This window comes from Enterococcus sp. DIV0774 (assembly GCF_050539095.1).
GTDB lineage: Bacteria > Bacillota > Bacilli > Lactobacillales > Enterococcaceae > Enterococcus > Enterococcus faecalis.
This window is the reverse complement of the sequence record NZ_CP172923.1, coordinates 1,272,713-1,295,595: the sequence shown is the minus strand read 5'-3', so window position 1 is coordinate 1,295,595 and position 22,883 is coordinate 1,272,713. Positions and strand designations below refer to the sequence as shown.

Annotated in this window: 23 protein-coding genes; 4 read left to right on the top strand and 19 right to left on the bottom strand. The window is 37.4% G+C overall.

The genetic code is table 11. From position 1 onward, the window contains the following. Window positions 1–67 precede the first annotated feature (67 nt). From IGL86_RS06325 to IGL86_RS06310, 4 genes are all read right to left on the bottom strand, one after another. Window positions 68–1,078, bottom strand: coding sequence for a hypothetical protein (locus tag IGL86_RS06325; protein ID WP_033625917.1), 1,011 nt, complete (start codon window positions 1,076–1,078; stop codon window positions 68–70). A gap of 139 nt (window positions 1,079–1,217) precedes the next feature. After that, window positions 1,218–1,643 (bottom strand): 8-oxo-dGTP diphosphatase, encoded by a 426-nt coding sequence (locus tag IGL86_RS06320; protein WP_002394459.1) that lies wholly within the window; start codon window positions 1,641–1,643, stop codon window positions 1,218–1,220. Window positions 1,644–1,731: 88 nt separating this feature from the next. Then, window positions 1,732–3,510: an ABC transporter ATP-binding protein gene (locus IGL86_RS06315; protein WP_002360293.1), complete on the bottom strand. Its 1,779-nt coding sequence runs from the start codon at window positions 3,508–3,510 to the stop codon at window positions 1,732–1,734. Further along, the gene (locus IGL86_RS06310) at window positions 3,503–5,251 is read right to left on the bottom strand and encodes an ABC transporter ATP-binding protein (protein WP_033625918.1); all 1,749 of its coding nucleotides are present in this window, start codon (window positions 5,249–5,251) and stop codon (window positions 3,503–3,505) included. Before IGL86_RS06310 ends, IGL86_RS06315 begins: the two co-directional genes overlap by 8 nt. A gap of 136 nt (window positions 5,252–5,387) precedes the next feature. On the opposite strand from IGL86_RS06310, the gene IGL86_RS06305 reads away from it, so the two are divergent. Continuing rightward, on the top strand, window positions 5,388–6,206 hold the full coding sequence (locus IGL86_RS06305; RefSeq protein WP_002357554.1) for a helix-turn-helix transcriptional regulator: 819 nt from the start codon (window positions 5,388–5,390) through the stop codon (window positions 6,204–6,206). Between the two features lie 54 nt (window positions 6,207–6,260). Here IGL86_RS06305 and IGL86_RS06300 read toward each other — a convergent pair whose 3' ends face one another. After that, window positions 6,261–6,788 carry a GNAT family N-acetyltransferase gene (locus IGL86_RS06300; protein WP_002357555.1) on the bottom strand — a complete coding sequence of 176 codons (528 nt, stop codon included), beginning with the start codon at window positions 6,786–6,788 and terminating at the stop codon, window positions 6,261–6,263. Window positions 6,789–6,807: 19 nt separating this feature from the next. Continuing rightward, window positions 6,808–7,308: a GNAT family N-acetyltransferase gene (locus IGL86_RS06295; RefSeq protein ID WP_002382331.1), complete on the bottom strand. Its 501-nt coding sequence runs from the start codon at window positions 7,306–7,308 to the stop codon at window positions 6,808–6,810. Between the two features lie 176 nt (window positions 7,309–7,484). Here IGL86_RS06295 and IGL86_RS06290 point away from each other — a divergent pair, with 176 nt between their 5' ends. Then, window positions 7,485–8,093: an NUDIX hydrolase N-terminal domain-containing protein gene (locus IGL86_RS06290; RefSeq protein WP_002363964.1), complete on the top strand. Its 609-nt coding sequence runs from the start codon at window positions 7,485–7,487 to the stop codon at window positions 8,091–8,093. Between the two features lie 47 nt (window positions 8,094–8,140). Here IGL86_RS06290 and IGL86_RS06285 read toward each other — a convergent pair whose 3' ends face one another. The 4 genes from IGL86_RS06285 to IGL86_RS06270 form a co-directional block, all read right to left on the bottom strand. After that, the gene (locus IGL86_RS06285; RefSeq protein ID WP_002369384.1) at window positions 8,141–9,481 is read right to left on the bottom strand and encodes an NADH oxidase; all 1,341 of its coding nucleotides are present in this window, start codon (window positions 9,479–9,481) and stop codon (window positions 8,141–8,143) included. A 297-nt stretch (window positions 9,482–9,778) separates the two neighbouring features. Beyond that, complete coding sequence (locus tag IGL86_RS06280) at window positions 9,779–10,222, bottom strand: Fur family transcriptional regulator (RefSeq protein ID WP_002397308.1); 444 nt, start codon at window positions 10,220–10,222, stop codon at window positions 9,779–9,781. Window positions 10,223–10,360: 138 nt separating this feature from the next. Continuing rightward, window positions 10,361–11,293: a cysteine synthase A gene (gene cysK, locus IGL86_RS06275; RefSeq protein ID WP_033625920.1), complete on the bottom strand. Its 933-nt coding sequence runs from the start codon at window positions 11,291–11,293 to the stop codon at window positions 10,361–10,363. 228 nt (window positions 11,294–11,521) lie between these two features. Then, a complete protein-coding gene (locus IGL86_RS06270) occupies window positions 11,522–12,382 on the bottom strand; it encodes a glucosaminidase domain-containing protein (protein ID WP_002357562.1) in 861 nt (286 codons plus the stop codon). A 354-nt stretch (window positions 12,383–12,736) separates the two neighbouring features. On the opposite strand from IGL86_RS06270, the gene IGL86_RS06265 reads away from it, so the two are divergent. Next, a complete protein-coding gene (locus tag IGL86_RS06265) occupies window positions 12,737–13,927 on the top strand; it encodes an MFS transporter (RefSeq protein WP_033625922.1) in 1,191 nt (396 codons plus the stop codon). 50 nt (window positions 13,928–13,977) lie between these two features. On the opposite strand, the gene tkt is transcribed toward IGL86_RS06265, so the two are convergent. Further along, the gene (tkt, locus tag IGL86_RS06260; protein ID WP_010775843.1) at window positions 13,978–15,972 is read right to left on the bottom strand and encodes a transketolase; all 1,995 of its coding nucleotides are present in this window, start codon (window positions 15,970–15,972) and stop codon (window positions 13,978–13,980) included. 71 nt (window positions 15,973–16,043) lie between these two features. After that, window positions 16,044–16,286 carry a DUF896 family protein gene (locus IGL86_RS06255; protein ID WP_002382327.1) on the bottom strand — a complete coding sequence of 81 codons (243 nt, stop codon included), beginning with the start codon at window positions 16,284–16,286 and terminating at the stop codon, window positions 16,044–16,046. A 150-nt stretch (window positions 16,287–16,436) separates the two neighbouring features. Here IGL86_RS06255 and lexA point away from each other — a divergent pair, with 150 nt between their 5' ends. Then, window positions 16,437–17,057 carry a transcriptional repressor LexA gene (gene lexA, locus IGL86_RS06250; RefSeq protein WP_002357566.1) on the top strand — a complete coding sequence of 207 codons (621 nt, stop codon included), beginning with the start codon at window positions 16,437–16,439 and terminating at the stop codon, window positions 17,055–17,057. Window positions 17,058–17,070: 13 nt separating this feature from the next. Here lexA and queG read toward each other — a convergent pair whose 3' ends face one another. The 7 genes from queG to IGL86_RS06215 form a co-directional block, all read right to left on the bottom strand. Continuing rightward, window positions 17,071–18,240, bottom strand: a complete 1,170-nt coding sequence (gene queG, locus IGL86_RS06245) for a tRNA epoxyqueuosine(34) reductase QueG (protein ID WP_002366694.1) — start codon at window positions 18,238–18,240, stop codon at window positions 17,071–17,073. A 23-nt stretch (window positions 18,241–18,263) separates the two neighbouring features. Beyond that, window positions 18,264–18,758 (bottom strand): trimethoprim-sensitive dihydrofolate reductase, encoded by a 495-nt coding sequence (gene dfr / locus IGL86_RS06240; protein ID WP_002360302.1) that lies wholly within the window; start codon window positions 18,756–18,758, stop codon window positions 18,264–18,266. Window positions 18,759–18,775: 17 nt separating this feature from the next. Further along, window positions 18,776–19,723: a thymidylate synthase gene (locus IGL86_RS06235; RefSeq protein ID WP_002374843.1), complete on the bottom strand. Its 948-nt coding sequence runs from the start codon at window positions 19,721–19,723 to the stop codon at window positions 18,776–18,778. Between the two features lie 17 nt (window positions 19,724–19,740). Beyond that, window positions 19,741–21,630, bottom strand: a complete 1,890-nt coding sequence (locus IGL86_RS06230; RefSeq protein WP_002366692.1) for an ABC-F family ATP-binding cassette domain-containing protein — start codon at window positions 21,628–21,630, stop codon at window positions 19,741–19,743. Between the two features lie 183 nt (window positions 21,631–21,813). Next, window positions 21,814–22,035, bottom strand: coding sequence for a hypothetical protein (locus tag IGL86_RS06225; protein WP_033625924.1), 222 nt, complete (start codon window positions 22,033–22,035; stop codon window positions 21,814–21,816). Further along, entirely contained in the window at window positions 22,032–22,424 is a 393-nt protein-coding gene (locus tag IGL86_RS06220; protein ID WP_241433245.1) for an LXG domain-containing protein, read from the bottom strand. The genes IGL86_RS06225 and IGL86_RS06220 overlap by 4 nt, the downstream gene beginning before the upstream one ends. A gap of 143 nt (window positions 22,425–22,567) precedes the next feature. Continuing rightward, a complete protein-coding gene (locus IGL86_RS06215) occupies window positions 22,568–22,882 on the bottom strand; it encodes a hypothetical protein (protein ID WP_430605677.1) in 315 nt (104 codons plus the stop codon). Window position 22,883 lies beyond the last annotated feature (1 nt).

The window sequence follows — 22,883 nt, the reverse complement described above, 5'->3', positions numbered from 1 at the left end:
AGCATCCCAATCATGCTAGGTCTTTCGTTACTTTTTTTGAGCGGTCGTTTTTATTGGTCATTCAGCGTTATTGATTAATCGCAACAGTCGTGTCTTCAGTCGATAGACCTGTCATAGGGGTGCTATCGGAAAATATTTTTTCAACTTCTTGTTCTGATAAAATATTTTCTTTCTTAGGCATTGAAATCGTCGCTTTTTTGGCTTTTTGTGTAATACTAATTTTACTAGATAATGATTCAAGTCCCATATCAACGTTCTTGTCTTGCTGCGGTTTCACATTAATCAACATATTTGTTTTATTTTCTTTTGTATTAACAGAAACTTTGGCAGAAACATCTTTGACTTTTTCGAAAGGATCTTGTTCTTTACCTTTCTCAGATGCTTCTGTCGTAATTTTGATTAACTTTTGTAATTCTTTTTTTGTAAACGTATGGGTAATGGTGTCCCCTTTTTTCTCGAACGTATCCTTGTCTAATCCTTCTAAAAACTCTTTGTATTCCTTAGCAGACTGTTTTCGTTCTTTTTCCGATTCTTGATACTCTTTGATTGTATCTTGCCATTCTTTCGTACTTTCCTCGTTCATGGCTAAAAGATCAATGTATTTTCCTTTTAGTTTTTCTGTATCTAACTGAGAACTGTCAATAGCACCGTCAGTCATTGAGTCTGCGACAGCGACAATATATTCCATCATATCTGTTGCTAAATAGAGTTTTGGCTCTTTGCCCTCGTTATCTAACGATCCAACCAATGAAATCGGTACATCCATGCCCATCGCTTTTAATTTCATCTCTAAGTTGAATGCTTTTTCTTTTTTGGCATCTACTTGAATCTTCCCAGAAAGCGATGCGTCTTTGATTTGCGTGATGAGCATCCCGATCATAGGATTCGTTTGTGCACCATCTTCTTGTGAAAATTTCATGTCACTAATTGACATAGAGAAATCCCAAACCCCAGATTCTTGTGCGTTTTGATTGCCAATCCCTTGAATGAACTCATCTTTCGCACTTTTGCCACAGCCTGTCAGTAACAAAGCTGAACAGAAAACGCCTGCAATAATCCCCACTTTTCTTTTTAACACACTTTTTCCCCCTCATTATATAAAAAATTAATTCCCTTTTATTAAGAATAGCAAACATTGCTTATAAATAGCAATGTTTAATTTTAGATTTCCTCTCTTTTAATAAGTGGGATTGATTTAATCTTTTAGGTTTGAATCATTAAGCTGTATTATTTTTAAAATAAAATTGCTTTTCGCCAAAAAATACTGGGAAAAGTTCTGCTAAACTGCCAGCTAAAGGACCTTCTCGCAATTCTTTTTCAGTGACCCAAAACAAGGGTTGTTCCGTTTCTTCTGGTAGTTCATCCGCTGTTTCTGCAATGAATAATGTGGCTAATTCCCGCGCACCTGAACAATCATTCAGCCATTCTGCAACACCTACTAATTGTGGCTTCAGCACTAATCCTGTTTCTTCAAGGAGTTCGCGAACCATGGCTGTTTCCATGCCCTCGTTTTTTTCAACATGTCCGCCAGGGAACGTCCAACCAGGCCAATCCTTTTTTTGTCGTTCTTGCACAAGGATTTCATTTTTCTGATTTCTAATCATACATAATGTTGTTAATTCCACTTCAAAATTCCGTTTCATTTGGCACCTCATCATTTTTTCCTTTGTTAAGGTTACGATACAGAAAAACAGAGAAAGATTCAACTAAGAATTTTCTCTGTTTTATCATCTAGCTCTTTAATAAGTCGTATTGCGATTGATATAAATGATGATATAACGCATGTTTTGCCATTAGTTGATCATGAGATCCTTCTTCCACAATACGACCACCATCAATATAGAAAATTTTATCGCTATTTTTGATGGTAGAAAGTCGATGAGCAATAATAAACGATGTCCGTCCTTTTAGAAGTTGTTGTAGTCCTTCTTGTAACAATTCTTCTGTTTTTGTATCAATACTGGAGGTAGCTTCGTCTAAAATTAAAATTTTGGGATCTGCCAGTAAAGCACGAGCAAATGAAATTAATTGGCGTTGTCCTGCAGAGAGAGTACTCCCCCGCTCTTCCACAACTGTTTCATAGCCATCTTTTAAATCTTTGATAAAGTCGTGGGCACGAACAATTTTTGCGGCTTGGATGACTTCTTCCTCTGTGGCTGCTAAATTTCCGTACCGAATGTTTTCAATAATTGTTCCTGAAAAAATAAACGTATCTTGAAGCATTACCCCCATTTGTTTTCTTAACGAACGGAGTGTCACATCGCGAACATCATAACCATCAATTTTAACGGCCCCTTCATTCACATCATAAAAACGACTTAACAAATTGATGATTGTTGTTTTACCCGCACCTGTTGGCCCAACCAAGGCGATTGTTTGTCCTGGCTCAATATGAAAACTAACATCGGTCAAAATATTTTTTCCTTCTTCATAACGGAAATAAACATGCTGAAAGTCGACGGTTCCTTTAATTGGCGGCAACTCAATAGCGTGCGGCGCATCTTGAATTTCTGGAACAACATCCATCGTTTCAAAAATCCTTTCCAAATAAGCAGTTGCAGTAATCAGAGAATTGTAGAAGTTACCAATATTGATGACCGGATTCCAAAAGTTATTGATATAACCGATAAAAGCAATTAGCGTCCCAGTAGTAACGGACACACCTAATTGACGGATTCCTACGAAATAGATAAAACAAGTCGTAATGACGGATATATTTTGCACTGCTGGCCATAATAAATACTGGACACGCACAGCTTTCATAAAGGATTGACGATATTCTTCGCTTACCTCGTTAAAAATTTGGAAATTTTCATCTTCTCGTGCAAAAGATTGTGTAATTTTAATTCCTGAAATACTTTCATGAATATAGGCATTTAAGTTTGATTGTTTATTGCTAAGCTCTTGGTAAGCTTTCCGTTGTTTCCCTTGAATAAACAGAACCATCACGAATAACACAGGCAATAGCAGTAAACTGTATAAGGTTAATTTCACATCAATAAATAACATGAAAATTAAGGTGATAATCACATTAAATAAATCAGAAATTAAATTGATCAATCCGTTACTTAGTAAATCACTTAACGTATTGATGTAATTGACCACCCGAATTAAGATTTTTCCATGCGGCCGACTGTCAAAGTAAGAAAATGGTAATTTTTGTAGATGCTCAAAAATTGAAAAACGCATATCTTTTAAAATATCTTGTCCAATTTCTGTGATGGCATATATCCGATAACGCATACACCAACCAATAATTACCAAGGAAAATAGGAAAATAGCTCCTAGTATCAAGAGTAACGAGAGATTCTTTTGTGGAATTACTTGGTCAATCGCAATTTTAGTAAAGTAAGGGCCTAACATACTTGCCAGATTAGCTAATATGATGACAAATAATGTTTTAAAAACAGCTTTTTTGTAAGGCTTAATATAGGCGCCTAATCGTTTATAGTGGGACCAATTAAATTCTTTTTCTAAAGTCTCATCTACATCAAACGTATTTCTAGCCACGCGACTCACCTTCCTTTGTCAGACCTAATTGTTTTTGATATACGTCAAAATATTTGCCTTTTTGTTCGACTAATTCGCTATGCGTACCGCTTTCCACCACACGGCCTTTTTCCATCATCAAAATTAAATTGGCCTCTCTCACAGAAGAAATTCGGTGGGCAATAATAAATGTCGTTTTCTTTTCCGTCAAACGACCTAGTTCTTTTTGAATTTTTGATTCTGTTTCCATATCAACAGCGGAAGTTGTGTCATCTAAAATTAAAATAGCTGGATCTTTGGTTAAGGCACGGGCCAGTGAAATCCGCTGTTTTTGGCCACCAGATAGGCCAACGCCGCGTTCACCAACAATTGTTGCATAACCTTCAGGCATTCTGGAAATAAAGCTATGGGCATCAGCAATTTCAGCCATCATTTGCACTTGTTCCAAGTTAGCCAATGTATTACCAAAAGCAATGTTATCTTCTATCGTATTGGAAAAAAGAAAGACATCTTGCATAACCATGGAGATATTTTCTCGCAATTTACGAACAGAATAGCTTTTAGCATCTTTTCCATCAATATAAACAGTGCCTTTGGTTGGATCATAGAACCGAGCGATTAAGTTAACTAAAGTGGTTTTGCCTGAACCAGTTTCCCCTAAAATACCAATTGTTTCACCAGGTTTTGCTGAAAATGAAACATCCGATAAAATGGGGGTTTTTGGATCATCTGAAAAATGAAAGGACACGTGATCAAACGTCACATAGCCTTGGATTGGTTCTGCTTCTTTTTCCCGAGCAATGGGAATCTTCGGTTTCGTTGCTAATAACTGACGAATTTTAATGGACGATGCCGTAAAGCGTTGCACATCATTGATCAACCAGCCACTCATTCGCATCGGCATGTTCAACATCCAAAGAAAGCCGTTAAAGGCCACTAAATCACCAATTGTCATCCGACCTTGAATTACAAAGAGGCCACCAAGAACTAAGGCGATAACATTTAAACTACCTGCAAAACCGTCTAACCACGGTAAATATTTTTTAGAGACATCTGCGGAAGCCATATTCCATTTTTTATAGTCTTCATTGTGCTTGTTAAACTTTTCAATTTCATAAGGTTCTTGAGAAAAAGCTTTAACCACCCGATTTCCACCAATATTTTCTTCGACCATTGAATTTAACCGAGAAAAACTTTCCCGAATCTCAAAAAATACCGGATGCGATTCCTTCGACATTTTTTGTGTTAACAGAAAAATCAAAGGTGTAATTAAAATTAACGCCAGCATCAATTGCCAATTGATCGTCCCCATCACAATCACGGCTGCGATGAACCATAAAATACATTCTAAGAGGTTATAAGTGACCCAAGAAACGAAATGGCGGATAGCGTCTGTATCCCCTGTCATTCGCGCCATAATATCGCCAACACGTGTATGATTAAAGAAATCAAAATCTAATTCTTGAAGTTTGACATACATATCTTTTCTTAAGTCAAATAACGCAGATTGTCCAACCGATTCAAACAAGACTTGATAACTATAACGAACAACTGTCCGAATAACGGTCACCCCAATCATAACCCCAAGAATTGGGACAAGCTCTTCAGTTTTCCCCTGATTGATTACTTGGTCTACAATTCTGCCAGATAACAATGGAATAATAACAATTAAAATAGCGTTAATAACGACAAAAATAACAGCTAGCAGTAACTTATTCTTATTTTTTTTAGCATATTGCCAAATCCATTCAAAACTATTCATTTTCTCCCCTACTCTCTCTTGTTTTTATGGACGTGTATAAGATTACTGTTTTTTTATAGGAAAAGAAATGGGCATTCTTGTATATTTTGATGTACAATATAGTATAGAAAGCGGATACAAGTAGGAGTGATTTTTTATGAACTACACAAATAGTCGAACGTTTAATCCTGAAATTTTATATGCCTTTGATCCTTGGAACGAAGAGACCCACCCTTATAATTGTCATCATCATGAATTTCTGGAAATATCTATTCTTTTAGAAGGTGAATCTGAATATATTGTTCAAGGGCAACAGTACCATGCCACTGCTGGTACAGTGTTTCTTTTTAATCCACGAACGGAACATGGTGAGCAACAAAAAGCAGGAACTTACTCACATCAACTACACATTGGCATTTCAAATCTCTATTTAGAAGGCTTAGCGCGAAACGTATTTCCAAATAAATCAGCTTTATTAGATTTAAGTCATTTACATGGTGCTTTTTTAGAAAAAGCTTGGCAAATTGTTCATGAATTAAACCATCAAGAAGTTGAATCAGCGTTACAAATTAAAGCTTTAGTTATTGAACTATTGGTCTATATTTTAAGAAGCTTAGCAGTTGATCAAGAAAATAAAATTGAAACTCGGCTATCGAAAACGGAAAAAAGAAAAAGAAATTTAGTCAATCATACGATTTATTATCTGGAAACCCACCATGACGAAGAAATTACTTTGGAACAGTTAGCTGAAATGTTATATGTTACCCCGACTTATTTGTCGAAAACCTTTAAAGCGGCCACAGGCGTTGGGCCAATCAATTATTTAATTCAAATCCGCTTAAACCATGCGAAAGAATTGCTGAAAAATGATTCCCTAAGTGTCAAAGAAGTGGCAAAAACGGTTGGTTACGAAGATGCCTATCATTTCAGTAAATTATTCAAAAAATATTATGGAAAATCTCCTTCACAATTTTAAGATAAAAAAACAAGGAATCGTCGGCTTCATTGCGTCCGTTTCCTTGTTTTTGCTTTACGTTGACTCTTTTAACTGTTTCGTCATTGTATAATCGGTGTGGCGTTCATTTCCCATATAAAAATCATGTTCATCTGTTTTGACGAAGCCCAATGATTGATAAAATTTTTGCGCTGGATGATTATGTTCCCAAACACCTAGCCAAACCGTCTCTTTTTCTGCTTCTTCTGCTAATTCAATTGCTTTCGTAATCAAATGTTTGCCTAAGCCTAAACGCTTAAAAGATTTACGAATATAAATGCGCTCAACTTGTAACGCTTGTGGATGTTGATAGGTAATCTGAGCATCACCGTGATTTAATTTCACATAACCTGCAAGTTCATTATTATAAAAAGCAAAGAAATATTGCGAATCTTTATGTAAGATTTCGCTTTCTAAAACTGCTGGACTAAATTTCCTCTCATAATGTGCCTGTAAATCCTCTTCGTTTTCGCCATCTCCATAAGTATCTGCAAAAGTCTCTTGGCAAATGGCCTCTAATTCTGGTACGTCTGCGACGGTACACTCTCTAATAAATACTGACATACTAAAACTCCTTTGTAGATTAAATCAACTGTTTAATTAAAATTAAACAAGGATTCCAAGCGTCCCATAATGTCGGAAAAACCTCAAGGCGCTTAAAACCCAATGATTCGTAAAAACGAATAGTATGATCGTACACGGAATAATTTCCTTCGTCAACTGTTTTGACTTGAATAAAAAAATAGTTATTTTTAGAATACGTTTCCACGCTTTCTATCAATAACTTGCCGATACCTTTGCGATGATACCGCTTTTTAACTGCCATACAATGGATTTCTACTGTATCTTTACTTGTTTCTGAAAGTGTTATAAAACCGAGTATTTTATTCTCTACATCCTTTGCCACCCACATAGGTAAAGTGCTAGCTATATCGATATACTTGCGGGTCTCTTTTTCAAGGCCAAACCATTCTGGAAGATTAAACAATACTTCTTGTGCTGCCTGAGTCTTTTTATCTGCATTTTTTTCCCTTATAATTGTAAATTCTTTCAATTTACAACCTCCTTTTTGTTTACATAACAAAATTATTGTATACCCAATCTTTTTTATTAAATAATAGCATAGGTAGTTTAAAAATGTAAGTTAGTCATTTATTCTTTATTATTTCCTTAAAACGACGCCTTTTCTCGCTAAATCTGCCCTTTCTTTATTTTTTTCTGTTAAACTAAACGTATTAAGTCTATGAGGAGCGTGCGTATATGGATTATCTGAACACCTATAAGCGGTTGCTAGCATTGGCGGATGCAGGTCTTTTTTACGGGAAAGATGCTTTTGATCAAGAACGTTACCAAGAACTACGAGAACTTACGTTACAACTTATTAGCGCAACCGGACCCGAAGCGACTGTTTTGCCCGACTTAGAAAAAATCTTAACTAAAGAGGAAGGTTATCCAACACCGAAAGTAGATGTTCGCGGTTTGATAAAAAAAGAGAATCGTTTTTTATTAGTTGAAGATTTACGGACCAAAGAATGGTCATTACCTGGTGGCTATGCCGAAATTGGCTGCTCCCCTAAAGAAAATATTGAAAAAGAAGTATTGGAAGAAACTGGCTTAGTTGTTACAGCAAAAGAATTGCTTGCTGTTTATGATACAGATAAACGAAAAGACATTCCTCAACTATTTCAGTACTATAAAATGATCTTTTCTTGTGAGATTTTAGAAAATCATCCCTTTGAAAAAAACATTGAAACCTCGAATTGTGCTTATTTTTCTTTAGATAATCTCCCCCCTCTTTCTATCAAACGAACAACGAAAGAGCAATTAATGGCATTAATGAACCAAACAACTGGAGCGCTTAGTGACTAACAAAAAGGATGAAGAACTTCTGTTCTTCATCCTTTTTCTATTATTAATTACATATTTTCTAAAGCGGCTTGGGCTAATAAGTTTAAGTAGTTCCAAGGGCGATCAAAATGTGGTTGGAAGAAGAAATCAGAAATCGCTAAATCTTCGACAGTCATTTTATTTTGGACCGCTAATGATAAAGTATTGGCAGATTGTGTGATATCATATTTAGACATCAATTGACCACCAACAATGCGTTGTGTTCCTTTTTCATAGACTAATTCCATCAGAACTTTTTCAGTTGTTGGCATAAACTCTGGACGATAGTTATCTTCGAAAACAGTTGCTTCGACATCTAGTCCGTTTAATTTGGCACTTTCTTTTGTCACACCTGTTGAACCAATTTTCCAACCGAATAAATATAAGCCAGAAGTTCCCTGTGTGCCACGATAAGCCAATTTTTGTTCAGTCAAATTACGACCTACTAGCATACCTTGACGAACAGCATTCGTTGCTAATGGGATATAATTTTTTGTTTGACTTGGGTTGTAGTGAACAACTGCACTATCACCCGCAGCAAAAATATCAGGATTGCTTGTTTGCATATACTCATTGACTTCAATTGCACCATTTGGTAACATGTCAACTTTATCTTTTAATAATTCTGTATTTGGACGGAAACCAACACACATAATCACCATATCTGCTTCGAATTCTTGACTTGGTGTAATGACTTTTGCTACTTTTCCTTGCTCATCTGCTACGAATTGTTGGACATTTTCACCTAAAGCTAGATTAACGCCACGATCAACTAATTCTTTTTCTAGAACATCTGTGAATGGCTTATCTAAATATTTATTTAAAATGCGGTCTAACCCGTCAACTAAAGTGACTTCTTTACCTGATTCTACAAAAGCTTCTACTAATTCAATACCAATATAACCGCCACCAACGACAACGACACGTTTGGCATCTTTCGCTTTTTCGATGATCACGTTGGCTTGTGAATAGTTCTTACATAATAAAATATTTTCAGCATCAATTCCTGGAATTGGTGGAATAATTGGCCAAGAACCAGTTGTCATCACTAATTTATCATAAGAAACGGTCTCAGTTGCGCCCGTTTGTAAGTTTTTCGCTGTAACAGTTTTGTCGTCCACGTTGATTTCTTCAACATTGTGTTCCATCTTCACTGTTGCTCCTAAAGAAGCCAGTTCTTCTGGATTTGAATAAAATAAATCAGCAGCATTTTTAACTACGCCTCCAACGTACAAGGCAATTCCGCAAGATAGGAAGGAAATATTGTCATTTCTTTCATATACAGTGACTTCCGCCTCCGGGTGATTTGCTAAAATACTTTTAACTGCTGAAGTTCCAGCATGGGTACATCCTACGACTACGACTTTCATGTTGTAAATCCCTTCTTTCACAATCTTTGTTTTGCAGAGGTGACGTCTCCCTCTGTCTGTTTAAAATATATCAGAGGAATCAAGCTTATTCGAGTTCTATGCTTGTGAATCGCATATAAAAAAATTCACAAACTGTTGCTAATTCTTAATAATAGCTAGTTAATTTTTTGTTTTTAAGAATTTAAAAGTCAATAACCACACAAAAAAACAAGCATAAGAGTGAAAACTCTTACGCTTGTGAAATTTGCCTAGACAAGTGACTTATCTTTTGATAAATTTTTAACAGTATGTAATTTTTTACACATTATCCTGTTGTGCTTGTTGGCAATCTGGACATAATCCATATAATTCTAAACGATGTTCATTAATTTCGAAGCCTGTTAATTTACTAGCGGCCATTTCAACGTCCTCTAACCCTGGATAATGAAAATCAACGATTTTACCACATTTTTGACAAATCACGTGATAATGTTTTTTCGAACTAAAATCAAAACGACTAGATGCATCGCCATAACTCATTTCTTGAACGAAACCGATTTCAGTAAATAAACGTAGATTGTTGTAAACCGTTGCTACACTCATATTTGGAAAATGATCTTCTAGTGCGCGATAAATTTCATCAGCTGTTGGGTGTGTATGATTTTCGATTAAATATTCCAAGATAGCATAACGTTGCGGAGTAATTCGGATATTGGCTTCTTTTAATTCAGCAAGTGCATTTTTAACCAATACGTTGTCCATCTTTGTATCCCTCCCCTGTCTATCTTTCTTAAATAATACTATTTCTTATTACGATTGACAAGAATTATTGTAGGATTCTCGTGGAAAAAACGAGCATTTTACTAAACTAAGAGAAATGCTCGTTTTTTGGCGTGTTTTTTATTCTGGAAATTCGTAAAGAGCTGTCGAAAGATAACGTTCACCGTTATCTGGAACCAGCGCTAAGACACGTTTGCCTGCGCCTAATTCAACTGCCAAATCAATGGCAGCTTTAATTGCTGCCCCTGCTGAAATCCCCACAAGGATGCCTTCTTTTGGCCCCATTAAACGAGCAGTTTCTAATGCGTCTTCACTAGAAACAGCGGCAACTTTTTGATAAACGGTGGTGTCTAAAACGTCTGGGACAAAACCAGCGCCTATTCCTTGGATTTTATGTGGACCTGGTTCGCCACCTTCTAAAACAGGCGACTCCGTTGGTTCTACTGCAACAATTCCAATGTCTGGAAAAATCCGTTTCAATTCATGGCCAACTCCTGTAACGGTTCCTCCAGTGCCAACACCAGAAACAAACGCATCTAAGCCACGTTTACCAAAGACATCAACAATTTCTTTTCCTGTTTTTTGTTCATGTACCATTGGATTAGCTGGATTATTAAATTGCAAAGGCATGAAGTATCCGTGTTCTTCTGCTAATGCTGTGGCTTTTGCAATTGCCCCTTTCATTCCTTCGGCACCAGGGGTTAATAATAGATCAGCCCCATATGCTTGCATTAATTTGCGGCGTTCAATACTCATAGTATCTGGCATCACAATCTTAACTGGATATCCCAACGCAGCACCTACCATTGCTAACCCAATGCCTGTATTACCACTAGTCGGCTCAATAATCGTTTGTCCAGGTTTTAGGCGACCATCTGCTTCGGCTTGTTGGATCATGCTTAAAGCAATTCGATCTTTCACACTGCCACCAGGATTAAAGAATTCTAGTTTAACAAAAACATCTGCAGCTCCTTCTGGTACCATCCGTTTTAATTTCACAACTGGGCTTTGACCAATTAACTCTGTTACTGATTTTACATAACCTTTAGTCATAATCCTACATCCTCCAATTTTACAAACAATATAATAATTCTTTCTCTAAGCATAGCTCAAAAAAACGATTTCTACCAGAAAAACGAATTTTAGTTTGTGAAAAATTAAATAAAAAAACGGATTATGCTCATCAAATAATTGCTGCTAGCCCTACCTATTTTCACGATAAAGGACCTTACAAAAACTGCCGCTTTTGTAAGGTCCTTCTTCAACTAAATAATTGCAAAATTAACCGATTTGGATGGTTTGACCCACCGATAAAACAGAATCCAATGTTAATCCATTTAGTGACATTAAATTATCAACTGTCGTTCCAAAACGTGCAGCAATGTCCCACAATGTGTCGCCGTTTGCGACAGTGTAACTTTGACTAGCTACAGTTTCTGCTGTTGCTGTTGCAGAAGCCGCTGTATCGATTGTTGTATCAACGGTTCCCGTTGTATCTGAATAACTAGTGGTTTGAGCGACTGGTGCTCCCCAATCATATTGAGTTAAATTATATGCTTCAATTAACCAATTCAATTTTTCGGCATAGCCTGGATCAGTTGCATAACTTCCAGCTAAAGCGGCTGTTGCATCGCGATAACTGCTAGTATTACTCTTCCAAACGCCTGAATAATGGTATGTATCCCCAAAAGCAGTGGAACGAATAACATTGGCATGATCTTGGAACGATTCCGCATAAGAATTATAACTTCTAAATGCTGCTGTGACGGTCACCCATTGTCCGTCTAAATATTCTTTTGTTGGCATATAAACAGATTGTCCATTATAACTTCCTTTTACACCAAACAAGTTATAGTTCGGTGCAGATGCTAACCCAGAACTACCATAACTACTTTCTAGCAACGCTTGAGCAATCATGACGGAAGCATACATATCATTGCTATTGGCAACGGCTGCTGCTGAATTTCCGATTTCATTAATAAATGCTTGCTGGCTTGATTCTGCTTGGGCAGGTACCGCAGCACCAACCACAGGTGCTAAAATCATTGAAGTCCCCGCAACGGCGGTAGCACGTTTATAAGCTTTTTGCTTTTTAAGAGCTTTTTGAATATGTTTACTACTTCTTGTTAACTGTTCGCTCATTCATTTTTCCTCCTCACTGTCTCACTTTTCTATTTTACCGTTAATTTCCTATTGAAACAAGAAATAAACGTATTAAATTTTGAGTTTTAAAATTTCTGTAATGTAATTGAAATCTTGTTTGTATTTAATTAACCCTCTTCACACTTGTGAAAACAACCACTTCTTCTTTTCAATTTGATGAGATTTTTGTTATTTATCCTCTTACTTTTCTTTATTTATTGTGATAAAATTTTTAATGGACTTGTCACTTTTTGAACAAACTTTATAAGAGAAGTCTGTTTTTGTAATCAAAACAACTATTGCCGAGTAGTTGTTGTATTACAAAATGAATTACATAGAAATGTAGGTGGTTAGATGAAGAAACAACAATCGGGTTTAACAAATCAAGTGACGTTTTTATTAGCGTTAACTTGCGGGGTCGTGGTCGCCAATATGTATTATATTCAACCAATTGGCACCCAAATTGCTCAGGCCTTTCAAGTCAGTATTGGTTCTATTGGTTTTGTTACTATGCTGACCCAATTAGGCTATGCGCTAGGATTACTTTTTCTTGTTCCATTAGGCGATGTCGTTGATCGTCGCAAATTAATCATTCGAGTAGCTGCGCTCTCCTCGCTGTCTCTAAGTGCTGCGTTTTTTGCACCAAGTTTTCTCCTGTTTGCACTCTCTTCTTTTTTTATTGGGCTGCTCTCTATTGTCGCCCAAATTATTATTCCTTATGCTGCGGTCATGGTGGGACCAGCGAACCGTGGTAAAGTAACAGGTCGAATGCTGGGCGGACTATTGACAGGAATTTTATTGTCTCGAACGATCTCGGGTTTCATTGCTAGTGCAGCTTCTTGGCGAACAGTGTACCTAATCGCCGTAATATTCGTGTTAGCATTGGTCGTTCTACTTCAATTAAAATTGCCCAAAACAGTGATACATACTCAAACTTCAAATCGATTAACTTATTTAGGTTCTTTGAAAAGTATTCCTAAGCTAATCAAATCGCAACCTTTGTTAAGAGAAGCAACTGTCAATGGCTTTTTTATGTTTGCAACCTTTTCAATCTTTTGGTCTACATTAATTTTCTTTGTTAGTAGTCCAGCTTATTATTGGGGACCGAAAGAAGTCGGTATTTTAGCAATTTTTGGGTTATCAGGGGCTTTCGTAGCACCCATCATTGGTCGTCTATCCGATTATTATCCAGAGCGGAAGATTGTTTTGATTGGCCTGCTGATGCAGTTCGGTAGTTTTATCTTACTTTTTCTAGGTGGAACACATGTGGTCTTACTAATCTTAGCAATTATTGTTTTAGATATCGGTACTCAATTTGGGCAAGTAGCCAATCAAACACGCGTCCAAAATTTGGGAGAAGAAGCCAGCAATCGTAACAATACCGTCTTTATGTTTTTCTATTTCATCGGCGGTTCACTGGGTTCATTGATTGGTACATTAATGTGGCAAAACTATGGTTGGTCTGGTGTTACTTTAACTGGTATTGGGTTCCAATTGTTCGCATTATTTTTTCACTTTATGCTCTTTGCTCCCAAAAAGAAATGAAGCAAAAAACCTGAATGCTATCACAAGCATTCAGGTTTTTTAATGTTTATTTATAGTGATTTATAGGTATTAACCACATTTTCAGGAGTAAAGCCGAATTTTTCAAGAACTAGACCGCCAGGTGCAGAAGCGCCGAAGTGATCAATTGTGATTGTTTTGCCTTCTGTTCCTACATAGCGTTCCCAACCAAAGCTTGCTGCAGCTTCAATCGCCACACGTTTTGTCACAGCTTTAGGTAACACACTTTCTTTATATTCAGCAGATTGTTTTTCAAATAAATCAAAACTTGGCATTGACACGACAGATACATCGATGCCTTCTTCCGCTAATTTCGCTTGTGCTTCCACTGCTAGATTTACTTCAGAACCAGTCGCAATTAAAATCCCTGCTGGTTGTTCACCTTTTTGTGGTGACAATACATAAGCACCTTTTTGAACAGAATCAGAAGCGTGTTCTAACGTTCCTTCTAAAACAGGTAAGTTTTGACGACTTAGAACTAAAATAGTTGGTGTTTCCGTAGAATTCATAGCAATTTTCCAAGCAGCAACAGTTTCATTGCCGTCTGCTGGACGAATCACATGAACATTTGGAATGCAACGAACACTTGCTAATTGCTCAATTGGTTCGTGTGTTGGCCCATCTTCACCCACCGCAACAGAGTCATGCGTTAAGACGTAAGTTACAGGAACTTTTTGTAAAGCGGCTAAACGGATTGCTGGACGTAAGTAGTCAGTAAAGACGAAGAATGTCCCGCCATAAACATGGCTACCACCGTGTAATTGAATCCCGTTCATTGCTGCAGCCATTGCAAATTCGCGAACACCAAACCAAATATTACGGCCTTCGTATTGACCAGGTTCGAAATCTTTTTCTGCAGCAACCATTGTATTATTTGAGGCTGATAAATCAGCTGAACCGCCCCAGAAACTTGGAACAACTTTTGAAATAGCTTGAATCGTTTCTTTACTTGTTACACGACTTGCGGCACTTGTTCCTAGTTCATATTTAGGTAATTCTTGTTCCCAACCTTCAGGTAATTGGTTGGCAAAAGCTTCTTTAAATTGTTTGGCTAATTCTGGATGCGCATGTTCATAGTTCTTAAACATCTCATTCCAAGCCGCTTCTGCTTTTTGGCCTTCGTCAATCATCGTTTCTTTAAAACGAGCAGCGACTTCCTCTGGCACAGTAAAGTCAGGGTATTCCCAACCATAAACAGCTTTAGCCGCTGTAATGCCCTCTTCACCAATTGGCGCGCCGTGAACGGAAGAAGTTCCTTCTTTTGGTGCTCCGTAACCGATGACTGTTTTAACTTCAATCAATGTTGGTTTATCTGTTTCAGCTTTAGCCGCTTCAATCGCAGCCTCTATTTCATCTAAATCATTGCCGTCTTTAACTAAAATATGTTGCCATCCGTATGCTTCATAACGAGCCCCAACATTTTCAGTAAAGGCTTTAGAAGTTGGTCCATCTAATGAGATGTCATTTGAATCGTACAAGACAATTAATTTACCTAATTTCATATGACCAGCCATTGAACTTGCTTCTTGAGAAACACCTTCCATTAAATCGCCGTCACCACAAATTGCGTACGTGTAATGATCCATAATAGGGAAACTATCACGATTATAAGTTGCAGCTAAATGCGCTTCAGCCATTGCCATACCAACAGCCATAGCAATCCCTTGTCCTAGAGGTCCTGTTGTTGCTTCAACACCATCTGTGTGGTGCACTTCTGGATGCCCTGGTGTTTTACTATCCCATTGACGGAAATTTTTCAAATCGTCAATTGTTACGTTGTATCCTGATAGATGTAATAAGCTGTACAACATTGCAGAGCCGTGGCCTGCTGAAAGTACAAAACGATCACGATCAACCCAGTTTCTAGAAGTTGTTGGGTTCACCTTTAAATGTTTTGTCCAAAGTGCATACGCCATTGGGGCAGCACCCATTGGTAAACCAGGATGTCCTGAGTTCGCTTTTTGTACGGCTTCAATACTTAATGTCCGGATTGTATTAACGCCCAATTGATCTGTCTTGTCAAACAAAAAAATCATCTCCTAATTTAGGTTTTTTTTACCTTTATTCATAGTGTAGCTTATTTCGACAATGAAAGCAATTACTTTCTGTTGTGAAGTCCTTTTTCACGTTGAATTTTTTTTAGTTTTTCAGGAGTCACATCGGTCCCTTCTTGATCCACGACCTTCATTCCTTCAATATGGTGACGCATCCCTCCACGAAATGCTTCTAAATACTCTTTACGTAATTCTTGTTGTTCGACTTTTTCTTTCGCACTAAGTTCTTCCACTTTTGCTTTATTCGCTAATTCATTTATACGGGCAATTTTTTCTTTCGATAACATCAAAATCCCTCCTTACTCTCACTGTCTATATTATAAGAACTGCCTTAAAAAAACAACTATATTCTGATATTTATAAAACACGAACGCTTGTTTGATTTCGTTCGCATTTTATGGTACACTAATTTTATCAATTGAAAGAAGGTGCGGGTTTTGGCGAAACGTACAGAAACAAGACAATTAGAAGTACTTAAATATATATACGAACAAGTCGAATTAAAGGGCTATCCGCCAACCGTTCGCGAAATTGGGAAGGCTGTTGATTTATCCTCAACTTCTACCGTTCACGGACATTTAGCTCGTCTTGAAAAAAAGGGTCTAATCTTACGTGACCCAACAAAACCGCGAGCAATCGAATTAACACCAGAAGGATTGGAAAAGATCGGAATTCAACCGACAACTATTCCGATGTTAGGTGTCGTAACTGCTGGTGAACCAATTTTAGCGGTGGAAGAAGCATCAGATTTCTTCCCGTTACCTCCTGATTTACGTACAGAAGAAAATGCTTTATTTATGTTGACGATTCGAGGAGAAAGTATGATTAACGCAGGTATTCTAGACGGCGACCAAGTGATTGTTCGTAAGCAATCGAATGCCAATAATGGCGACATCGTAATCGCAATGACCGATGAAGATGAAGCAACCTGTAAACGATTCTTCCGAGAAGTAGATCATATCCGCTTGCAGCCTGAAAATGATGCATTAGCGCCTATTCTTTTAGATAACGTTACAATTTTAGGTAAAGTTGTTGGTTTATATCGCAATCATATTTAATAAAAAAAGGAAGTCACTCCGTTGAGCGGCTTCCTTTTTTGCTTGTTAACAAGTGAATAGCCTTTTGGGCTTCCTCGATAACCTCTTCTTCAGTTTCTACAGAAAGTAGATAATTTAAAGCTTCTAAACTTTGCTCGGGTTCTCTTTTTGCGAGCTGACCTAACGACCAAGCAGCTGTTCCGCGAATGACAGGACGCTGATCATTTAAACAGAGAATAATTTGTGGGATAGCTTCACGGCCGCCCAAATTCGCTAACGCAATTAAAGCATTCCGTTGCAATGGTTTTTTACCACGCCAAGAGCCTGCTAAGTGTCCGAATTGCTGTTTAAACTCTTTATTGGAAATAGTTAATAACGGTGCCAATTTGGGATAAACTTCCTCAATCTTTGGTTCCATCTCTTCATGAAAATGAAAATCTTTTCCTTTATTATAAGGGCAAACCAGCTGACAAATGTCGCAACCATAAATGACGTTACGCATTTTTTTCCGATACTCTTCAGGCATCATGCCTTTTGTTTGCGTTTGATAAGACAAACATTTTTGAGCATTCATTCGACCGTCCCCTAACAAAGCCCCTGTAGGACACCCTGTGATACAACGAGTACAATCACCGCAACCGTTTGGAACAGGTTCATCTGGCTCAAATTGAATGTTGGTGGTCACCTCACCTAAATATACAAAGGAACCAAATTCTTCGGTAATCAGTAGACCATTTTTACCAATGAATCCTAAACCCGCCCGCTGAGCAACAGCGGTGTCAACATATTCGCCAGTATCTACTTGCGGCCGAAAGCGCCAGTGTTCTTTTTCTGCTTCAGTGGCAGCTTGCTCTTCAATAAAAGCAATTAATTTTTGCAACCGATCCTGCAAAATGTGATGATAATCAATTCCCCAAGAGGCTCGCGCAAATTGGCCACGCTTTTCATCTCTAGGCATTTTTTCCTGAGCTTTGGTGGGATAAGCTAAAGCAATGGAGATAATACTTTTAGGATGCTCAAACGTTTTTTCTGGGTAAATTCGTTCTTCCACATTTTGATGTTCAAACCCCGAGTTATATCCTCGCTCTCGTTGTTCATGTAGAGAATCTTCTAATTCAATAAATGGTTCAGCATGAGTAAAGCCTATTTTATCGATGCCTAAACGTTGACTCTCTTGAATAATTTTTTCTTTCAATGTCGGCATTGCTCATGCCTCCCTTCATTTTATTATTTATCGTTTCGATGATACGTTTCATAGTCATGTGCATAGAGATTTTTCTCGTCCACGACGCCGGGAACAGTGGCAACTTTTTCCCAAACAGACCAGTCAATTTCTGGAAAGAAGGTGTCGCCTTCAAATGTTTCATGAATCATCGTCCGATATAAGACATCGCATGCGGGAATCAGTTCTTTAAAAACGACAGAACCTCCACCAATAACGGTCACGCCTTCATACTTGTCAGCATACGCAAGAATTTCCTCTACGGAATGCATAACCAAAACGCCTTCAGCTTGGTAATCCGGATTACTGGTAAGAACAATCGTTGTTCGATTTGGTAGCGGACGACATCCCATGCCTTCGAAAGTTGCACGTCCTAAGACCAATGTATTATGAATTGTTTTTTCCTTGAAAAATTTCAAGTCGTTGGGTAAATGCCAAGGCAATTTGCCTTCTTTACCAATCACTCCTTGTTCATCTTGGGCCCAAATGGCTGCTAACATAGCTTCTCTCTCCTTTTTTATACGGCAATCGGCGCTTTAATCGTTGGATGTGGGTCATAGCCTTCTACTTTAATATCTTCCATATCAAAATCAAAAACAGAAGCCTTGTCTGGATTCAAAACGAGCGTTGGAAAAGAACGAACTTCTCGTGATAATTGTTCTTGCATTTGCTCCACATGATTTTTGTATAAATGGGCATCTCCCAGTGTGTGTACAAACTCCCCAACTTCTAAACCTGTTTCATGTGCAATCAAATGCGTCAATAAAGCATAGCTTGCAATGTTAAAAGGAACACCTAAAAAAACATCGGCACTGCGCTGATAAAGTTGACAGCTTAATTTTCCTTCATTTACATAAAATTGAAACATAGTGTGACAAGGCGGCAACGCCATTGAAGGCACATCTTCTGGATTCCAAGCGGAAACAATTAAACGGCGAGAATCAGGATTGGTTTTAATCATTTCAATCACATTAGCTAATTGATCAATAAAGCTACCATCTTTGGTTTCCCAGTGACGCCATTGCGCACCATAAATATTCCCTAATTCACCATATTTTTCTGCAAACTCTGCATCATTTAAAATGGCGTCACAGAACTTTTGATGTTCTTCTTTGTATTGTTCTGCAAACGCTGGATCTTGTAAGACACGATGCCCAAAATCCGTCATGTCTGGTCCTTGATAATCTGCGCTTTTTACGTAACGTTCGAACGCCCATTCATCCCAAATATGATTATTTCGCTCTAACAAATAGCGAATATTCGTGTCGCCTTTTAAAAACCACAATAACTCACTTTTAATCAAGCCAAACGGTACTCGTTTGGTTGTTAGTAAGGGAAATCCTTTGGCCAAATCAAAACGCATTTGATAGCCAAATAAACTATACGTACCAGTTCCTGTACGGTCTTCTTTAAAATGACCTTCTTCTAAAATCTTTTTTCCTAGCGCTAAGTATGCTTCTTCCATCTTATTCCCTCCGTCTCTTAATCCGCGTATTCACTCAAGTATTCCCAACGATTCATTTTTTCTTCTAACAATTGTTCCGTTGCTGTTACCGCTTCTTGTAGTTCTTGTAAACGAACAAAATCATCACCCTGATGATTCATTTCTTCAGTTAATGTTTCTAATTTCGTTTCTAATTGTGTGATGTCTTCTTCAATTGTTGCCCACTCTTTTTGTTCCATATAAGTCAGCTTTGTTTTTTCTTTCTTTTCTGTCGATGCTTCTTTTACTGGTTTATTGAGTGGTTTTTCTTTGACCTTTTCTTGTTCTTTTTGGTTCGCCAAATATTCACTCATCGTGCCATAAAATGATAGGATCTGACTATTTCCTTGAAAAACTAACAATTTATCCATTGTTTTATCCAAGAAATAACGGTCATGAGAAACCGCAATTACCGCTCCTTTGAACGTTTGAATATAATCTTCTAAAATGGTCAACGTATCAATGTCTAAATCGTTGGTTGGCTCATCCAATAATAACACGTTAGGCTGACTAATTAATAATTTTAAGAGATATAACCGGCGTTTTTCTCCACCAGACAGTTTGCCAATCAGTGTGCCATGCATAAAACGAGGAAATAAAAAGCGCTCTAACATTTCAGCGACCCCAACGCTGCTTCCATCACTGCGTTTCACTTCTTCTGCTGCTTCTTGCAAATAAGCAATCATCCGTTGATTAGGATCCATTTCTTCGTTTTGCTGGGTATAATAGCCAATTCGGACGGTTTCACCGATACTATATAGACCACTCTCTAAAGGAATGCGGCCAGCTAAAATATTTAATAATGTGGATTTGCCTGCACCGTTTTTACCAGTAATGCCAATTCGATCGTTTGCTTGAATGAGTAAATTAAAGTCTTTCAAAAGCTGTTTATGATCAATGGCATAATTTCCTTCCTTGATTTCCAGAACTTTTTTCCCTAAACGCTGCGTGGCAAAGTCTACTTCTAAGGTGCCATTGGTTTGTACCTGATGCAAGTTTTCTTTTAAATCCTGAAACCGATCAATTCTTGCTTGCTGTTTCGTTCCTCGTGCTTGAACGCCTGCTCGCATCCACGCAAGTTCTTGTTTGAAGAGGCGTTTTCTTTTTTCTTCTTGTTCTACAGCGACACGTTCACGTTCGGCTTTTTCCATCACATACGTTTCATAGTTTCCTTTGTATTCATACAGTTTTCCAAAAGAAAGTTCGAAAATCCGATTGGTTACTCGATCTAAAAAGTAGCGGTCATGGGTCACCATTAAAACCGCGCCACGATAGTTATTTAAAAAGTTTTCCAGCCATTCAATCGTTTCATAATCCAGATGGTTCGTTGGTTCATCCAATAACAGTAAATCAGGCGCTTCAATTAAGACTTGCGCCAAGCTTACTCGTTTTAACTGCCCACCAGAAAGCTCACCTATTTTCTTTTCCAATGTGGGAATGCCTAATTTTTGTAAAATAATTTTTGCATTGGTATCTGCTGTCCAAGCATCTTGTTTATTCATGGCTTCTTCTGCTTGCGTGTAACGTCTTTGAACCCCTTCGTCTAAACCATTCTCACTTAAAGCAGCTAACGCTAATTCATAATTTTTGACCGCTTTTATGATCGGGCTGTCTCCCTGAAACACGGCTTCTGCAATCGTAATATTCTCGTCAAATGTTTGATTCTGGGAAAGGTACCCAATTTGATAATCACTTGGCTGCTGAATTGCAGCAAGATCACCATCACCGCTATCTACACCAGCAATAATATTTAATAAACTGGTTTTCCCTGTGCCGTTAATCCCAATTAAACCAATGCGATCTTTTTCATGAATCAAAAAAGAAAGATGATCAAATAGTGTTTTTTCCCCATATGTTTTGGTTAAATCTGTTACTTTTAATTCTTTCACCGACACTACCAACTCCTTCTATTTTGGTCTTGCTTATTGTATCAAAAATCAGCGTATGCGGCTACCAAAAAAATAAATTATAGACGTTCAGAATAATCTTCGTCAAGAGAGAATTTCATATGTAGCGAACCTTAACTTTGGACAAAAATTCAAACCCGCTTTGTCCAAGGTTCTGTATGTTCTTTATTTTCTTGATAAATAGCCTCGAGCAAGCTCCCAAACATTGTCTTCATAATTACTAAAAACTGTGTATATATCTTTTCCCAAAGGATTGAACAGTGAAATACAGGAAACACTGGGATCACAACCTTCAATATAAATATGCGTATGATTTTTTGTTGGATTGGCCAACCAAATTCCAAGTCCGTAATGTTCTTTTTCATTTCCTGCATGTTTTTTAATCATTTCTGAAATGCTCTTTTCAGATAAGATTTCATAGGAGAACAGTCCATCCCAAAAGTTACAGTTGTTTCATTCAGGACTAAGATGCCTTGCATCGCCAACTGCATTTCCTCTAAGCTAGTGACGAACAGGTTTTTAGTTTGTCGATCAAACTCATTGAGCTTTTGTATTTGCTTGTGGAGCTTATCAATGTCTTGTTGCATACTATCAGCCATCTTAATAAAGGTCCGTTGGGCATTTTGTAAGAGTTCATAAATTCCTGGAATCGGCTGACTATGGGCTAGCGTGGCGACTGCCCTAGCAGAATCGTGCAATAATTGTTGGTTGGCTTTCATGATTTTAGATTTTATATTTACTTTAACTAGAGTGATTACAGTTAATTCAAACCACAACCACTCTAGTTATTTTTAATGAATATACAGTTAGCTTTTGGTAGTTATTGGCAATTTGATTAGCGAGTTATAGCTTACTAGTCAAGGCTTTAGTATCCGACTCCAATCAGATATTAAAGTGCCTTTTTTCTTTAGTAATCCAATTATTGATTTTCAATACTTATAGAAAGCATTGTACCAAAACAAAGACTGGCGATTGGACTATTCTCTCTTAAAACTCTCAAATACATATCTTCCTTTCTCAATTCAGTAACATTATCAAAATCTCCATAAAAAATATCTTTTTTTTTGTAAGTCAAAAATACACTAACTTGGTTTTCATATGTTCTTATAAAGATTTTTAAAGTAAAATCACCTTTACTAATTTTGTACGTTATATTGCCATCACCTACATTATCAGTCAGACTTTCGCTTTCAGATAGAAATAGTTCCATCAAGTCTAATTCATCATATTTCATT

Coding starts and splice junctions, on each gene's coding strand:
- IGL86_RS06305 (WP_002357554.1), top strand. CDS start 5,388: ATGAACTACACAAATAGTCGAACGTTTAATCCTGAAATTTTATATGCC.
- queG (WP_002366694.1), bottom strand. CDS start 18,240: ATGCCGACATTGAAAGAAAAAATTATTCAAGAGAGTCAACGTTTAGGC.
- IGL86_RS06225 (WP_033625924.1), bottom strand. CDS start 22,035: ATGATTAAAAAACATGCAGGAAATGAAAAAGAACATTACGGACTTGGA.
- IGL86_RS06255 (WP_002382327.1), bottom strand. CDS start 16,286: ATGTTATCGAAAGAAAAAATTGCCCGTATAAATGAATTAGCGAATAAA.
- IGL86_RS06290 (WP_002363964.1), top strand. CDS start 7,485: ATGGATTATCTGAACACCTATAAGCGGTTGCTAGCATTGGCGGATGCA.
- IGL86_RS06235 (WP_002374843.1), bottom strand. CDS start 19,723: ATGGAAGAAGCATACTTAGCGCTAGGAAAAAAGATTTTAGAAGAAGGT.
- IGL86_RS06280 (WP_002397308.1), bottom strand. CDS start 10,222: ATGGACAACGTATTGGTTAAAAATGCACTTGCTGAATTAAAAGAAGCC.
- dfr (WP_002360302.1), bottom strand. CDS start 18,758: ATGTTAGCAGCCATTTGGGCCCAAGATGAACAAGGAGTGATTGGTAAA.
- IGL86_RS06310 (WP_033625918.1), bottom strand. CDS start 5,251: ATGAATAGTTTTGAATGGATTTGGCAATATGCTAAAAAAAATAAGAAT.
- IGL86_RS06300 (WP_002357555.1), bottom strand. CDS start 6,788: ATGTCAGTATTTATTAGAGAGTGTACCGTCGCAGACGTACCAGAATTA.
- IGL86_RS06285 (WP_002369384.1), bottom strand. CDS start 9,481: ATGAAAGTCGTAGTCGTAGGATGTACCCATGCTGGAACTTCAGCAGTT.
- IGL86_RS06215 (WP_430605677.1), bottom strand. CDS start 22,882: ATGAAATATGATGAATTAGACTTGATGGAACTATTTCTATCTGAAAGC.
- cysK (WP_033625920.1), bottom strand. CDS start 11,293: ATGACTAAAGGTTATGTAAAATCAGTAACAGAGTTAATTGGTCAAAGC.
- IGL86_RS06265 (WP_033625922.1), top strand. CDS start 12,737: ATGAAGAAACAACAATCGGGTTTAACAAATCAAGTGACGTTTTTATTA.
- IGL86_RS06320 (WP_002394459.1), bottom strand. CDS start 1,643: ATGAAACGGAATTTTGAAGTGGAATTAACAACATTATGTATGATTAGA.
- IGL86_RS06270 (WP_002357562.1), bottom strand. CDS start 12,382: ATGAGCGAACAGTTAACAAGAAGTAGTAAACATATTCAAAAAGCTCTT.